Origin of the sequence: Phaeobacter sp. HS011 (genome assembly GCF_018101215.1) — a bacterium.
GTDB lineage: Bacteria > Pseudomonadota > Alphaproteobacteria > Rhodobacterales > Rhodobacteraceae > Phaeobacter > Phaeobacter inhibens.
In genome coordinates this window covers 275017-289686 of the sequence record NZ_JAGEUF010000001.1, presented here as the reverse complement: position 1 = coordinate 289686, position 14670 = coordinate 275017, and the positions used below count along the sequence as shown (strand labels likewise).

The 14670-nt window shown below is 58.1% G+C and carries 13 protein-coding genes; 4 read left to right on the top strand and 9 right to left on the bottom strand.

The genetic code is table 11. The annotated features are described in order from the left end of the window. Window positions 1-785 precede the first annotated feature (785 nt). From J4721_RS01360 to J4721_RS01325, 8 genes are all read right to left on the bottom strand, one after another. A complete protein-coding gene (locus J4721_RS01360) occupies window positions 786-2936 on the bottom strand; it encodes a methyl-accepting chemotaxis protein (RefSeq protein ID WP_102875429.1) in 2151 nt (716 codons plus the stop codon). A 176-nt stretch (window positions 2937-3112) separates the two neighbouring features. After that, window positions 3113-4915: an aminopeptidase P family protein gene (locus J4721_RS01355; RefSeq protein WP_102875428.1), complete on the bottom strand. Its 1803-nt coding sequence runs from the start codon at window positions 4913-4915 to the stop codon at window positions 3113-3115. Continuing rightward, entirely contained in the window at window positions 4908-5906 is a 999-nt protein-coding gene (locus J4721_RS01350) for an ABC transporter ATP-binding protein (protein WP_014881665.1), read from the bottom strand. The genes J4721_RS01355 and J4721_RS01350 overlap by 8 nt, the downstream gene beginning before the upstream one ends. Continuing rightward, on the bottom strand, window positions 5903-6901 hold the full coding sequence (locus tag J4721_RS01345) for an ABC transporter ATP-binding protein (protein ID WP_102875427.1): 999 nt from the start codon (window positions 6899-6901) through the stop codon (window positions 5903-5905). The genes J4721_RS01350 and J4721_RS01345 overlap by 4 nt, the downstream gene beginning before the upstream one ends. 13 nt (window positions 6902-6914) lie before the next feature. Further along, complete coding sequence (locus tag J4721_RS01340) at window positions 6915-7781, bottom strand: ABC transporter permease (protein ID WP_014881663.1); 867 nt, start codon at window positions 7779-7781, stop codon at window positions 6915-6917. Beyond that, a complete protein-coding gene (locus tag J4721_RS01335; protein ID WP_014881662.1) occupies window positions 7778-8719 on the bottom strand; it encodes an ABC transporter permease in 942 nt (313 codons plus the stop codon). Before J4721_RS01335 ends, J4721_RS01340 begins: the two co-directional genes overlap by 4 nt. Before the next feature lie 67 nt (window positions 8720-8786). Next, window positions 8787-10373: an ABC transporter substrate-binding protein gene (locus J4721_RS01330; RefSeq protein WP_102875425.1), complete on the bottom strand. Its 1587-nt coding sequence runs from the start codon at window positions 10371-10373 to the stop codon at window positions 8787-8789. Between the two features lie 148 nt (window positions 10374-10521). Beyond that, window positions 10522-11133 carry a helix-turn-helix domain-containing protein gene (locus tag J4721_RS01325; protein ID WP_211001933.1) on the bottom strand — a complete coding sequence of 204 codons (612 nt, stop codon included), beginning with the start codon at window positions 11131-11133 and terminating at the stop codon, window positions 10522-10524. 200 nt (window positions 11134-11333) lie between these two features. On the opposite strand from J4721_RS01325, the gene J4721_RS01320 reads away from it, so the two are divergent. The 4 genes from J4721_RS01320 to J4721_RS01305 all read left to right on the top strand — a co-directional run bounded on the left by J4721_RS01320 (window position 11334) and on the right by J4721_RS01305 (window position 14300). Further along, a complete protein-coding gene (locus J4721_RS01320; protein WP_014881659.1) occupies window positions 11334-12359 on the top strand; it encodes a proline racemase family protein in 1026 nt (341 codons plus the stop codon). Window positions 12360-12452: 93 nt separating this feature from the next. Next, window positions 12453-13121, top strand: coding sequence for a GntR family transcriptional regulator (locus J4721_RS01315; protein ID WP_014889224.1), 669 nt, complete (start codon window positions 12453-12455; stop codon window positions 13119-13121). Between the two features lie 38 nt (window positions 13122-13159). Beyond that, window positions 13160-13717, top strand: coding sequence for a hypothetical protein (locus J4721_RS01310; RefSeq protein WP_254682771.1), 558 nt, complete (start codon window positions 13160-13162; stop codon window positions 13715-13717). Between the two features lie 109 nt (window positions 13718-13826). Further along, a complete protein-coding gene (locus J4721_RS01305; protein ID WP_014881656.1) occupies window positions 13827-14300 on the top strand; it encodes a Dps family protein in 474 nt (157 codons plus the stop codon). 41 nt (window positions 14301-14341) lie between these two features. Here J4721_RS01305 and J4721_RS01300 read toward each other — a convergent pair whose 3' ends face one another. Beyond that, window positions 14342-14587 carry a DUF1289 domain-containing protein gene (locus J4721_RS01300; protein ID WP_102859737.1) on the bottom strand — a complete coding sequence of 82 codons (246 nt, stop codon included), beginning with the start codon at window positions 14585-14587 and terminating at the stop codon, window positions 14342-14344. Between the last annotated feature and the right edge of the window lie 83 nt (window positions 14588-14670).

Here is a 14670-nt window from a genome sequence, read left to right as displayed (position 1 = left end):
CCGCCGCGGCGCAGGGTGAGCGCACTCTACTCAAGTGCTGCAGCGGTATCGCGGCGTGCCACCGGACCAATACCACTCTTTTTTGAGCAGACCGACGAAAGCGGCTGACGTCACTCAGCCGCCTCTCTCCATTGATCAAATAGCTTGTAATGCGGCCACCCGATCCTGACAGGATGAGCGGCAACGACACTCCAAATCCGCTCGGCGTGAAAACAGAGGCTTAGCGCATATTCGTGCCCTCTTCGCAAAAATTCAGTACGTCGCCCCAGCCCGTGTCACTAGCGCTTTAGCAATAAGGCGACGCCCAGACCCGCCCAGAGGCACCTAAACATCCGTGGCCCTCTACCATGTGCCGCGCCCACCGAGCGCGCCTCAAAGACCTATCTGGAGACTATGGCTTTCCAAATCTGATCCGCCCGTCTCACACCACGCAGTGTAGCCGTTGCGGCCCCGACAGGCGCCCAAACCCTCGCAGTCGCCCCGTGTCAGACGCATCATTATCAGCTCGGCGCCGAGCCATCTAAGGGAACATCAATCATGTAGTAGCTTCAGGGTGAGCGAAGCCGATATACATCGTCGACTACAGTATCACAAAAGGCCACCGCCCCTGACAAGGAGCGGTGACCTGTTGTCCTATCAACCTCAAAGGCGGCAAACCATTGACCGATGCGTTGTTGAAGATGGCGTGTTTTATTTTATCAAACACACCCTCTCACGCTCCTTGATCACCAGGCACCGCACTGCGACTGTCTCAGCCACCGAGCGGACACGCGACCCCCCGAGGATCAGGCGGCGGCAACATAGCCACGCTGGGCCTGCACTTGCCTTGGCTGGGCGCGCTCACCAGTCTGAAACGCCGTGACCAACCGAGACAGGTTCGTTGTCTCATGATCGAGAGAACTACAAGCTGCAGCGGTTTCTTCGCACATCGCGGCGTTCTGTTGTTGTGCGGATTCCAACGTGCTCATGGCCCCGTTCAATTCAGAGATTCCTCTAGACTGCTCATCCGCCTGCTTGGCAATATCGCCAACATGTTCAGAAATGCTGCCGATGGCATTCATAATCGTGGTCAGGGAGTCGTTCGTCCGACCGACCAGATCAACACCATGAGCCACCTGCGCCTCAGACGCTGTAATCAGTTTCTTGATTTCAAGAGCGGATTCAGACGAACGCAGGGCCAGACTGCGGACTTCCGCCGCCACCACTGAGAACCCGCGCCCCGCTTCGCCCGCACGCGCGGCTTCGACGCCGGCATTCAACGCCAAGAGGTTGGTCTGGAACGCGATGTCATCAATCATACCGGTGATTCGGGTGATCTGCTCTGAGGTCGCAGCGATGGAATCCATTGCGTCCACCGTTTCGCGCGCGACGGCTGAACTGGTTGCTGCATTCTGGCTCACAGAGGTAACCAAGGCCTCGGTTTCGCGGGCGCCACTGGCGACATGTTTCACATTCTGCGTAAGCTCGCTCAGCGAGGCGGCCGTCTCTTCAAGCTGTAGCGCTGATTGCTCGGTCCGTTGAGAGAGATCATTGGTTGCAGACGCAATTTCCGTCAGCCCGGTATCGATAGAGTCAGCAGAATCATTGACCGAGGTGATCAGCTTGCTCAATTGCTCAACCGTGTTGTTGAAATCCTGACGCAGAGCCTCGTATTGGTGCGGCATCTCATCATGGATTTTGACATCCAGCCGCCCACCGGCCAATTGCTGGAGCTGCTGTGCAAGCGTTCTGACAACCTCTTCCTGCTGCTGTTTCTCACGCAGCTGAGTTGCTTCCAGCTCCTCCTTAGAGGCAAGGCCCTGACGCAGAGTTTCGATGGAAGCTGCCATCGCTCCGATCTCATCCTTTCGCTTTGGAATATCAACAGGTTCGTGGACTTTGCCCTCGGTCAGATCCTTCATGACGCCAAGCATCTTTCCCAGAGGACGCCGGACCAGCGAACGAACCGAGAAAAAGATTGTCGCCAGGGTCAGACCCAACAGCAGCACATTGGTCATCAGCTGTTCATAGATGCTCGCCTTGACAGGGTTGACGAAGACGTGGCGCGGGACATCCAGAACCACCACCCAGGTCTTGTTCATACCATAGGCGGTAAACGGGTAGAAAAGGCGCGTAGATCCATCTGCGCGGTCGGAAACGATCTGTACTTCACCTGTCTCTATGGCAGCCTGAAAGTCCGCCACTTCCTCACCCTCAAAGGCCTGCACCAGCATCTCCGGGTCCGGATGAGACAGCCATTTGCCTCCTTGCCCCAGCAGCATCACACTGCCGCCCTCATAAACGGAGAGCCCGCGAACGAAGTCGCCCAGATTGTCGAGGACGATATCCACACCCGCAACACCCACGATCTGCCCCTGCGCATTGACCGGGACAGACACAGATGTCAGCAGCCTGTTTTCATTGGAAAGATACGGCTCCGTGATGACACTCTCACCGCTGTCGATGGGCAGGCGATACCACTCGGATGTATCATTCGGATCGACATTGAAGGTCTCGAAGTTCAACCCGCCCGCATCGGATTTGGTCCAATAGGCGGCAAAGATACCATCCGCATTGCGCCCTTCAGTTCCTGTGATGAAATCCTCGGTGGCGCCATCGGGGATTGCGGACATCCAGGAAGAAAATACAAGATCATACCGGCCTGGCACACCTTCCATGATTTTGATCAGATCCGCGGTGGTTGCTTCGCCATCTTCGATGTAGCCGGACAAGGCGCCACCAAGCGCGGATGCGGCTGAGGTTGCTTCGACCAATTGCGAAGACAGGCTCTGGGAAATGTCCGAGGCGCGCTGGGACGCGCCTTCTAGGACCCGTTCTCGAACCTGCTTGGACTCATTAAGAGCCGTGAAGACGCTGAAGCACAGCATCAACCCGGTGATAGCAACCGTGGTTGCGGCAAGAAGCTTGCCTGAAATTGTATTGAACAGAGCTGGCATTGAAATCTCCACTTGGAAGGCTCGTCGTTAACGATCTCTCCCACATCCGCCTGAACAAAGTGTTGATCCATGCTTTCAAAGCGTGTGTCCGAACAGGTTTACCCAGCAGATTTCACTCAGATTGAAGACAAATTTCCCACGGCTGCGACCACCGCCCCAACGCAATAGCGATCCTATCAGATCTCCGCAGTCACTGAAGACAGCCACCTGTGTGCGGGCTCGCTCAGCAGCGGCGCAAGCCGTTGCAACACCTGTTGATGATAGCTGTTCAGCCACAGCCGTTCAGCCGCACTCAAGTCAGCAGGGATCAGCATGTCTGTCTGTATCGGTGCCCACGTCATATTGCGAAACGCTAAGAAACCATCCGTTTCTTCAATGATCTCAAAGAGATTCTCAATGCGGATACCAAACCTATCAGCCTCGTAATAGCCCGGCTCAATCGACACCACCATACCAGCCGTCAGATCCACCGGGTTATATGGCTTGCCGATGCGCTGAGGATGTTCGTGAACTGATAGCCGGTGCCCGATCCCGTGACCGGTGCCATGATCGTAGTCAAGGCCCAGATCCCAGAGCGGTCGTCGGCAGATCGCATCAATGTGGTGCCCTTGGGTGCCGCGTGGAAACCGCAGTGTGGCAAGCGCCTGGAAGGCTTTGAACACAGCCGTGTAAGCCCGGTCGTAGCCCTCGGGGCGCAGATCAAACGCAAAGCTGCGCGTGGCATCCGTGGTGCCCGTCTCATATTGGCCGCCGCTGTCCAACAGATAGGGATGTTCTGGCAGTATCGGCGCATTCCGACCATTGGTGGCTGCGTAGTGGCACATGGCAGCATTCCCCCCAGCGGCGGAGATGGTCTGGAAACTCTCGCTCAGGAAACCCGGGCGGTCCTGTCGAAAGGACAAGATTTTCTCTTCAGCTTCGCGCTCTGTCACCGGATGGCCAAGTGCGGCACGGGCCGGAACCGTTTCAGCGAGCCAGCATGAGAACTCGGCCCAGGCAACACCATCCTGAACATGACAGTTTTGCAGACCCGTCAGTTCCACCGGGTTCTTGATCGCTTTCGCCCGGGTCAATGCACTGGCCATCGGAACCGGTGTGGCCCCTGCTTCTGCAATGGTCTGCCGGACAGCCACAGGCGAGAAATCAGGGTCGAATAGCACCGCTACGCCCGCAACGCATCGACGGCGCAGAGTGGTCAGAAACTCTGACATCGGATAGACAGTCACGGCGGCGGGAAGATGATCCTGCACCGCCTCATTCAGCTTGGTTGGATTAACGAACCAGGAAACTTCGCCGGTCCGATCCGCGATGAGAAACGATTGCGGCATCGGATTAAACGCCACATCATCTCCGCGCAAATTTAGCAGCCAGGCGATATTGTCCGGCTGGGTCTCGACCAAACATTCAGCGCCTTTCTCGTTTAGATGCGCAACCATATCTGCGCATTTTTCAGCGCAGCTTCGCCCGGACAATTGCACAGGGAATACTGTCACCTGCCCCGATGGCGGGGACGGCTGATCCTGCCAGATGGCATCCACCGGATTGTCCTGCTGCGGCTGCATCACGGCGCCTGCCTGCGCGCAGGCCGCAGAAAACCGATCATACCAACCGGGCGGCAGGTGCATCGGGTCACACCCCACCTGCCAACCCTCCCGCGCGACCGAGGAAAGCCAGTGTTCCGGCGGCTGATCAAAGATATGCAACCGCGAAAACCATGGGCCTGCACATTCATTGGCGACCTGCACACTGTAACGCCCATCGACAAAAACCGCGACAGTCTCCGTCGTTACAATCGCCATTCCGGCGGAGCCGGTAAACCCGGTGACATAGGCCAAGCGTTCGTCATGCGGGGCGACATATTCACCCTGATGGGCATCAAACCGGGGCAGGATGAAAGCATCAAGATTGCGGGCGGCCAGTTCCAAACGTAGATCGGCGATGCGCGCCGCCGCAGGCGGGTTGCTCAGAGTGTCAGGCATTTTGGGAGATCTCTTCAGCAAGATGGCAGGCGACCTCACCGCGGTCGCCAAGGGGGCGCAAGCGCGGAACATCCCGCCTGCAGACATCAGCGGCATGAGCACAGCGCACATGAAACGGGCACCCCGGTGGTACATTCAAGGGTGAGGGCAACTCTCCCTCCAGCCGGATCGCATCGCCCGTGTCATCCGGGTCAAGCGAGGGGGCCGCACTCAGCAACGCCTGCGAATAAGGATGCGCAGGGTTTGCAAACAGGGTCTCACTGTCGCCTATTTCAACGATACGGCCCAGATAGATCACCGCCACCCGGTGCGAGACATGACGCACCAGTCGCAGGTCGTGGGCCACAAACAGGATGGTCAGATCCAGCTGCTCCTGCAATTCCAAGAGCAGGTTCACCACCTGCGCCTGAACTGAGACATCCAGCGCCGACACCAACTCATCCGCAATCAGCACCTCAGGCTCCACCGCCAGCGCGCGCGCGATTGCAATCCGCTGGCGTTGACCACCGGAAAACTCATGCGGCAGTTTCTGAGCCGCATCGGCTGGCAGCCGGACCAACTCCAGCAGTTCCTCCACCCGCGCAGGAATTTCATCCGCTGGGCGCATTTTGTGCACGTGCAGGGCTTCGCTCAGGATTTGACCACAGGTCATACGCGGATTGAGCGAAGAATAGGGATCCTGGAACATCATCTGCACGCGGCGGTTATAGCTGCGATCACGGCGCGCACCCTCGGCAAAGATATCCTGCCCATGGTGGCGAATACTGCCACCCTGCGGCTGATAGAGACGCACAATACAGCGCGCCAACGTGGATTTTCCACATCCGGATTCACCAACGACGCCAAGGGTTTCCCCCTTCTGCAGCGCCAGGCTGACACCATTCAGCGCCCGCACTGCGCGCCCGGGTTGTTTGCGTATCACATCAACCAAGCTGCGCGGCAGCTGAAAGGTCAGGCTGAGGTCGTCAATCTCCATCACCGGATGCGTCATGCCACTTCTCCCTGAATTGCGGGAACCGGATTGAAACAGGCCGCGCGCCGCCCGGTACTGATGGTTTCCAGCGGAGGCCTCTTGCTCAGGCAGGCTTCCGTCCGCACCTCACAACGCGGTGCATAGGCGCAGCCTCGCGGCAGCATCTCAAGGCTCGGCGGTGTGCCCGGCACGGAATAGAGCGGCGTGCGCGGGGCAATATCCTGCGGCACCGAACGCATCAGCCCCGCGGTATAGGGATGCCTTGGCGCGCGCAGCACCTGCCGCACCGCCCCCTGTTCCACAATGCGCCCGGCATACATCACCGCAACGTTTTCACAGGTCTGCGCCACCACACCCAAATCATGGGTGACCAGAATAACCCCCATGTTCATCTCCTGTGACAGACGCAGGATCAGATCGAGGATCTGCGCCTGAATGGTGACATCCAGCGCGGTGGTCGGCTCGTCCGCCAGCAATAGCTTTGGCTCCGCCGCCAGCGCGATGGCGATCATCACCCGCTGGCGCATGCCGCCGGAAAACTGATGCGGATAGTCCTGCAACCGAGAGGCCGCGGCGGGGATCCCGACGTGATCCAGCATCTCAATCGCCCGGTCCCGGCGCGCAGCGCGAGACAGATCAGTATGGGCCTTCAGCGTCTCGATCAGTTGCAAACCCACGGTCAACAGGGGGTTAAGCGAGGTCATCGGCTCCTGAAAAATCATTGCAACCTCGCCGCCGCGCACCTGGCGCAACTGCCGATCCGACAGGCGGGAAATATCCCGCCCCTGCCAGCGCACCTCACCCGTGACCTCGCCGTGACGCCGGGTCAGCCCCAGGATCGACCTGAGGGTGACGCTCTTACCCGATCCGCTCTCACCAACGAGGCCAAGAACCTCACCCTGTCGCACATCAAAGCTGACATCGCGTACCGCCGGCAGCAGCACACCGCCGCGCTTGAACGTCGTGCAGAGGTTGCGAACCTCCAGAACCGGTTGTGTCTCTTTCATGGTCATAATCTCTTTCCCCTCAACCGCGAGGCCGCAACAGATCAGCCAGCCCGTCGCCGATCAGCGAGAACCCGATCCCGGTCAGCACGATGGCGATGCCCGGCATCAGGCTGAGCCACCAAGCCGTGGTGATGAAATTGCGTCCTTCGGCAATCAAGACACCCCATTCAGCCTGCGGCGGCTGCGCCCCCAGACCGAGGTATCCCAGCGATGACCCCAGAAGGATTGCCAGCGACATATCCGTCATCCAGTAGACAATCACCGGGGTGATCGCATTGGGCAGCAGGTGGCGAAAAATAACCCGCCGGTCAGAATACCCCATGACCACCCCCGCCGAAGCATAGTCATTGCCCATCTGGGTGATCACCTCGGCACGCATCAGGCGCGCGTAATACACCCAGCCAACCACAGTGATGGCGATATACATATTGATCAGTCCCGGCCCCAGAACGGCAACAACCGCGATCACCAGAACCAGAAACGGAAAGGTGATGACCGCATCCACCACCCGACCAAAGATCATGTCCGCGATACCACGATAATATCCAACCAATGCGCCAATTGTGACACCGATCAGCATCGCAAAGACCGTGGCCAGAACCGCCATCTGCATATTCACCGAATAGGCCGAGATGACCCGGCTCAAACTGTCCCGGCCCAGCATGTCTGTGCCAAAGGGATGCGCCCAGCTCGGCGGCTGCCGCACCGCGTTATAATCGATGAAGTTCGGATCATATGGGGCGAACAGGCCCGGCGCGATGGCCAGCAGCGTCGAGACTGCGATGATGGCGACACCAATCATGAAACCGGGTTTGCGCAGGGCAATCTGCCACCGGCTCTGCTGCGGGCGTGTCGCCTCGGGCGACAGGAGTGTGGCATCAGTCATGTCAGACGCATCCTCGGGTCTAGAGCGCTCTGGATCAGATCGGTCAGCAGGAATACGATCGACACCAGCACAGCAAAGGTCAGGGTCAGCCCCTGAATCAGCGGATAGTCACGGGCAAAAATCGCCTCCAGCATCAACCGGCCTACCCCCGGCACCGCAAACACCGTCTCGGTAACCAGGGTGCCGCTCATCAAATTGCCGATGGACAGGCCAAGCAGCGTGACCGTGGAAATCAGCGCGTTCCGCAGCACGTGCCGTCCAAGGATCTGCCAGGCCGACAACCCCTTGGCGCGGGCGAATTCAACATACTCCGCATCCACCACCTCAACGATGGCCGACCGCAGGTTCCGCATGATGATCGCAGAGGTATAAAGCGCCACCGCCACCGATGGCAGAAACAGGTGATAGAGCCGCTCTGCAAAACTGTCGCCATATCCGCCCACCGGGAACCAGCGCAGCTGTGCCGCCAGAAAGGTGAGCAAGAGCAAACCGATATAGAACACCGGCATCGACAGACCGACCTGAAAGACCGTCCGGATCACCGCATCTGGCCAGCGCCCCCGGTTAAGTGCAGCAACAAAAGCCAGAGGTCCCGCAATCAGCACGGACAAGGCCACCGCATAGGTGGTCAGAAACAGCGTGGTCGGCAGGCGGCTGGCAATCACATCCATCACCGGTGCGCGCATCAGGATCGAACGCCCCAGATCCCCCTGAACAGTGTTCGACAGGAATTGCCAGAACTGGATCACCAGGGGTTGGTTCAGTCCCAATCGTTCACGAATAGCAGCCAGATCGGCGTCAGACGCACGGTCCCCTGCAATGGCGATAGCCGGGTCTCCTGGCAACAAGCGTACCAGCAAAAAGATAATGATCATGACCAGAAAGAAGGTCACGGCCATCAGTGCCAGGCGCTTGAGAATATACTGAATAGTGGCCATTTCGGCATCCGTTCATCGGCGCCGCCAGCCACGAGGCTGACGGCGCGTGGTTGTCCAAAGCGGTCGATCAGCGGCTGATCGACGCCTCCTCGAACAGGTTGTTGCCCAACGGTGTCTGCACATATCCGCTGACAGTCTCGGACAGGGCTACGGCAAACGGCGTCTCATACATGAACAGCAATGGCGCCGCCTCTGCATAGATTGATTGCATTTCGGCGTATTGGCCGGCCCGCGAGTCCGCATCCATTTCCGTCGCCGAGGCTTCGAACAGGCTGTTGAACTTCTCGTTCTCCCAGCCGGTGCCAACCGCCTTCGCCGTTGGGAAATAGCCCAGCCAGCCGGTAACCTGGCTTGGATCATTCACGTCATTGACCCAGCCATAGGTGTGGATGTCGAACTCACCCGACCGGTTTTTGGCACCACGGGTGGCATTGTCCACCTGCTCCACCTTCAGCTGGATGCCCAAAGGCGCCCACATCTGCTGCAGCGCTGCAAAGATGGTACTGTCATCGGCGGATCCGGCCAGGGTGGTAAAGGTGATCTCAGTGCCCGCCGCCAGACCAGCCTCCGCAATCAACGCTTTTGCCTTGTCCATATCATAGCCGTAGAGCGGATCCGTTTCGGTGGCCAACTGCGTCGCCGCCGCCATCAGCGGCGAGGTCATCGGCTTGCCAGCCCCCTGCAGCACCAGGCCAATCAGCGCCTTCTTGTTGGTGGCATAGTTCAGCGCCTGGCGCACGCGCGCATCAGCCAGCGGGTTGGGCGATCCATCCGCCCGCGTCGGGCGCGTATTGATCGGCGAATAGATGATCCGGGTTGAGGGGAACAGATTCATGTCAATCTTCGGATCCGCTTCCAGCTCGGCCACGCGCGAGAACGGGATGAACTCTGCCGCGTCCATCTCGCCCGCCTGAAGCTTCAGGATTCGGGTGGCATCATCCGGAATGATTTCAAAATGCACACCGTCCAGATAGGGCAGCGGTTTGCCGTCGGCACCAGCGCGCCAGTAGTGCTCATTGGCGCAGAAATCCATTGAGGTCCCCTGTTCGAACCCACAGAGGTAAAAGGGTCCGGTGCCAACGCCAGTACTTTTTGCGGCAAAGATGGCTGCGGATTTCTCCTGATCGGTCGCGCCATCGGCGGCCTCAAACCGCGCCTTGGAGACAACGCCGGTTGTGAAGGTGGCGAGCATCGACAGGATCGTGGGGTCAGGCGCCGAAAGCGTCAGCGTGATCTCATTTCCATTATTGGCAACTGTATCCAATGTTCCGAGAAGACCTGCCCAAGGACTTAGATCAGCATCGCGTGCTCGATTCAGCGAAAACACCACATCTTCACCAGTGAGCGGCGTCCCGTCGGAAAACTTGATGCCCTCGCGCAAGGTAAGCGTCACGGTAGTGCCATCGTCAGACACAGCATAGCTTTCGGCGAGGCCAGGTACGACGGAATTCCCATCCTGACTGGAGCGCAACAGCGTGTCAAACAGGCTGCCAACCATCCAGATATCTGGGTTCCGGTCTGCATAGATCGGATCAATCAGCGTGGAGCCATCATAGCGGGCAAAATTCAGCACGCCACCGCGATCCTGCGCCAAAGCCGGCCCGGTCAATGCTGTGGTCAGGACGGCTGCAGCCGCCACCAGTTTTCTTGTCATTTGTGAGATCCTCCCAGATCGATTCTCCGTCTCATGGGGAGGAGCATAGCGCGAGTTTTAAAATTACTAAAATTATTTTTAGCAAAACATGTCGCGAGGGGATCAGAGCCCTTATTCGGCTGATGAAAGTCTGATCCGGGCAACCAGCTCAGTGCGACGCGCTCTTCATCGGCATGGTGCTGACCCAAAGTTCGACAGCCTCTTCATCGCTCAACACAATCGAATAATGTGGTTTTGAGCAGTCATGATGGACAGTGTCCCCCGGTGACATGATATGTACCGCATCGCCCAGATGATATTCGAGCTGTCCCGAAATCAGGTAACAGAACACCTCCCCCTCATGGCACATCTTCTCCGACACGTGGCCGGGAGGTCGATGAATGATGGAAGGATAGCACAGCGCGCCGGAGAACCCCGGCCCCAGTTTTTCGTAGAGCCTCCCGTTTACGCCCAATGCGTAGGTATGCCGATTATCTTTATGAATATATTCCCGAAATTCCTCATCGACACTCAACAGCTGTTCCACGGTGGTTTGCAGAGAAGCAGCAATCGACAACAGAGACGATAGCGACGGCGTGCTGATGCCGCGCTCCACCTGTGAGATAAATCCGGGCGTCAGTTCGGTCTCCTCGGCAACCTGCACCATCGTCATTCCCATCGCTTTGCGACGGCGGCGGATGGCATGGCCCAACTGTTCAGGGTTGTCTTTCTTCCGGCTTCTTTTGTTCGTTACTGGTTTGCGCGTGCCTGAGACGTCCATGTCGATATCCTGAAAGTTACGGCGAGCCTCGCATCATACCGCCCAGAGACATCAGACTGATCATTCGGGGCGGATTGCAGATAGCGAAACTGCGAGTACCAGGAAAACGTATACTAAAATTTATTGAAGTGCTACATCATAAATGACCTATAGTTTACCAATCCAGGCGTTTTCCTTGTTTCAAACCTCAGAGAGGCCCGATGCGCAGCACAAAGACCGTACACGTGATTTCCGCTCATGCCGAGGGAGAAGTAGGGGATGTCATTGTTGGCGGCGTCGCCCCGCCGCCGGGCGCCACCCTCTGGGAACAGCGCTCTTTCATCGCAGAGGATCAGACCCTGCGGAACTTCGTGTTAAATGAACCGCGCGGTGGCGTGTTTCGACATGTGAACCTTCTCGTGCCACCGAAGCATCCGGATGCCGATATGGGCTTCATCATCATGGAACCCGAGTTCACGCCCCCGATGTCGGGATCAAATTCGATCTGCGTTGCCACCGTCCTTCTGGACAGTGGCATCCTGCCGATGCAGGAGCCAGAGACCCATCTGACACTGGAGGCGCCCGGTGGCTTGGTGCGCGTACGCGCCGATTGCAGGGACGGCAAGGCGGAACGCATTTACGTTCAAAATGTCCCCAGCTTTGCCCGCGAAATAGGCGTGCCGCTGAATGTCCCGGGGATCGGAACGCTACATGTAGATACCGCCTATGGCGGCGATAGTTTTGTGGTGGTTCAGGCTGCGGATCTGGAACTTGAGATCTGCGAGGCGGAAGCCAAAACGCTGGCTCAGATCGGCAGCCGCATCCTTGATGCAGCAAATGAGCAGCTGGGGTTTGCCCATCCCACCAACCCGGACTGGGCTCACATTTCTTTCTGCGCATTCTGCGGACCGCTCACGTCGACCCCAACAGGTCTGCGCAGTCGCTCAGCCGTCACCATCCAGCCGGGTAAGGTCGATCGCTCTCCAACCGGCACCGCGGTTTCAGCCCGGATGGCTCTGATGCTCGCCAAGGGGCAGATGACCGCGGATCAGGACTTCGAGGCGATTTCTCTCATCGGCTCAAGCTTCAAGGGCCGGATCGCGGCGCAGACCACTGTGGGCGATGTCGCTGCAATCGTGCCAGAGATCAGCGGCCGGGGGTGGATCACTGGCACCCACCAACACATGCTGGACCCTGACGATCCCTGGCCAACAGGCTATCGCCTCAGTGACACCTGGGGCGCCTGATGCCGATCTACTTGATCGGTCGGCCACAACAGGGCACACCCGACCAATCGCAGCCGGAAGGCAGCAAACGCAACCACCACTGATGAGGTCTCAATGGCAGCTAGGCGTGCCATCTCCCGCAATACCCTTCCCGACGTTATCGCCGCCGATCTGCGTGAACGCATCCTGAGCGGCGAACTGGCGGAAGGTGAACCGATCCGTCAGGAGGCCTTGGCCGAAGAATATGACGTGTCGCGCATGCCGGTGCGCGAGGCGCTGAAGCGCTTGGACGCCGAAGGGCTGGTGCTGTTCACGAACAATCGCGGGGCCACGGTAACCAAACACTCGCTACGCGAAATCGCGGAGATCTTTGATCTGCGCATTCTGGTCGAGGTCGATCTGTTTCGCCGCTCGATCCCCGCGATGACCACAACGGATTTCGCCCGATGCAGCCAGATCCTGGATGAGATGGACGCCTCCTATGACGCCGATGACGTCGCCACTTGGGGCGCGCTGAATCACCGCTATCACTCCGCACTTTATGCTGCGGCTGAGCGCAAACTGACCAATGAGGTGCTGCAGGGACTCAGCCTCCATTCCGACCGGTTCATCCGCATGCATCTGAGTGTGATGAAACAGCGCGAACCCGCCAAGGCAGAGCACCGCGATCTCCTGGCCCTGGCCCAAGCGCGCGATATCGATGCCGCCTGTGCCGCCCTGACCCGGCATATTTCCCGGACCAAGGAAGAGCTGCTGACATTGGTCGCCGAAAACCGCGCCTAACCCCAGTTCTGCCATCCGCGCCGAACAATGCGCGATGCGTGAATTCTGCAGGAAGCGGGCCTTCTCCTCTTGTGAGCAGACCTAAAACCAATATATTTAGTCAGGAATTATTCAGAACGCCCGAACGCGGGTTTCAGCAGACGGATCCACCACCGATGATGCCAGTGCAGACATTGCCCCTGCCGCAAGCGCAGGCCCCTGATGACTTGCGCCAAACGCCTGTGTTCAACGAACATGAATATAGCATTCTCAACACCTTGCGTCTTGCCGCGATGGGTTGCCGAGCTGCGGCACGCACTGACCTGTTCGAGGCCTGCGCCCTGCTTTGCGTCGATGGGGAAGACGCCAGACGCACCTATATCGACACATTCGTAAAATGCCTGCCTGAAGCCCTACCCCGCCGAATCAAGTGGTTTCGCCCCGGCACCACGGAGATCTCATTCGACGAAGCCTGGGTTTTGCGCTGTCTGTCGCGGGTTGCCGCGCAGGATTATGACAGCCTCGGATTTTTGCTGAGGTCGCAAATTGACCCCGCCCGCCGCCGTTACATCGGGTTTTTACTGGGCCGTATTTCCGAGCAATTTCCTAAGATTTAGAATCGTTCTAAAAACTCTTGATCTATGCGTCTTGTCGGGTATTATATGGCTTACAGCAAGCCAGCTTCCTGCCAGCCAGCTATTTTATTACGGAATAATGGGGAACACGATGACACAGACCGCTGCTGCACTTTCGACCGATGCAAAAACCGCAATCGCCGACGCCCTGAACCAATCCGTGGCAGAAACCGCTGTCACAACGATGCTGGCCCAGAATTTTCACTGGAACGTTAAAGGCATGGCATTCGGCCCTCTGCATGATCTGTTCCAAAAGATCTACGAAGATCACTTCCTCGGACAAGATGATCTGGCGGAGCGTGTGCGCGCACTGGACGTCCATGCCGAAGGGACCTTGGCCGGGATGCTGAAACGCTCCAAAGTGGCCGAGCATGACGGCCATGCCACAGATCAGGAAATGATCCGCATCATGATGGAGGCACAGGAGACGTTGGCCTCAACTCTCGCTGGCTGTGGTGCACTGGCCGCCGATCACGGCGACACACTGACCGAGGATCTCTGCATCGCGCGCGGTCAGACACATGAAAAATTCGCCTGGTTCCTGCGCTCACATCTTGCAGGCTAAGCCTCACCAAATCAGGTTGGGCAACACTAGATTGATCGCGGTCAGAGGATCTCCTCGGCCGCGATTTTTCGTTTCACCAGCTTCTTGCGGTAGGCGATATCCCAATGAGTGTATTTACCCAACTGCCCCTGCTGCGAGGTCAGCATTGTGACAAAAGCCCGCCGATGGCTGTCCTTCTTCAACCCCTTGAAGAGTGACTTCTGCGCTTTGGTCATCGAACAGCCGATACAGTGACCCTCACGTTTGAATTTACAGACATCAATACAGGGGCTGGGCGTCTTGGGCATATCTGACCTTATGCGTTACCGGGCATCTCGCACACACATGGGACGACTCCGACGCCGCTGCAACCACAAAGGCGAGTGTTTTT